This is a genomic window from Thalassobacterium sedimentorum (assembly GCF_031127905.1).
GTDB lineage: Bacteria > Verrucomicrobiota > Verrucomicrobiia > Opitutales > Coraliomargaritaceae > Thalassobacterium > Thalassobacterium sedimentorum.
This window is the reverse complement of the sequence record NZ_JARXIC010000105.1, coordinates 1-914: the sequence shown is the minus strand read 5'-3', so window position 1 is coordinate 914 and position 914 is coordinate 1. Positions and strand designations below refer to the sequence as shown.

Here is a 914-nt window from a genome sequence, read left to right as displayed (position 1 = left end):
GCACTAGAGTCGTCGAACGCCCCCTTTAATCCTACGCGGGTTTGTCCAACCTATAGTTACCTATTAGGCTTCGCTAATTGGTAACTTCAGAGTTGGGTCTTCGGTTTTACTGTTTGGCTTCGAATTCATAGTGATGTCCATCAAGCCATACATGTGCATAGCCTGGATCCATTCTGGCTGTGATTCCTTTTTCTATCATAGGAGTGTTCACTTTCCAATCTGGTCCGGGTGCTCCAATGAAGTCGACCGTGCAGATTCTTCCGTCTTCGACTAGTATGTGAGTGTTCTTTTTGCACTGTGGGCATAGGAAGTAGATCCAGTTCAGTTCAGGCCAAGCAATCGTGGAATTCTCAAGTATTTCTTTTGGTTCAAATTCCTTTCCACAATCGGGACATGGTAGATGCGTTCTCATTTATTTACTTACCCAACGTAGAGGATAGGCGACGGAGGGGCGCAGCCCCGGAGTTGCCTACTCCGACTTGTTAGTCTTTGGTTTTCTCCGTTAGGTCCCGAATCTCCATCGTAACCTTCCTTCCGTTAAGTGTCCCATTGTGGGGATTCACATTGTATGGTCCTACGCATCCGTTCGCCCTTCTTCCGGCGTCACGTAGAGCTTCTCTTAATTCTTCAATTGGGACCAAAATGGCGCGATTGTCATCAAGGACATAAGCTGCCTTCTTTACTCTTGGATCATTCAACACGTTTTCTCGGATGTCAGTTCTGTATCCAGAAATGTTCTCCCATGAATCATGAATACGGCGAATCCAGACTCCGTTTTTATTTATCTGAGCGCGTGGCATTCTTTTCCTTTCTGACTAACGTGGAGCTGTATCATAGAGTGAAGCGCGGCTTGCCGGGCGTAGCTCGAAGAGCGAAGCCTGGAGCGCGTAACGGAATTGATACCAGCGTCTGGA

The 914-nt window shown here is 47.4% G+C and carries 1 protein-coding gene; it reads right to left on the bottom strand.

The genetic code is table 11. From position 1 onward, the window contains the following. Positions 1 to 106: 106 nt before the first annotated feature. Positions 107 to 412, bottom strand: coding sequence for a hypothetical protein (locus QEH59_RS18590; RefSeq protein WP_308986886.1), 306 nt, complete (start codon positions 410 to 412; stop codon positions 107 to 109). Positions 413 to 914: the final 502 nt, after the last annotated feature.

Coding starts and splice junctions, on each gene's coding strand:
- QEH59_RS18590 (WP_308986886.1), bottom strand. CDS start 412: ATGAGAACGCATCTACCATGTCCCGATTGTGGAAAGGAATTTGAACCA.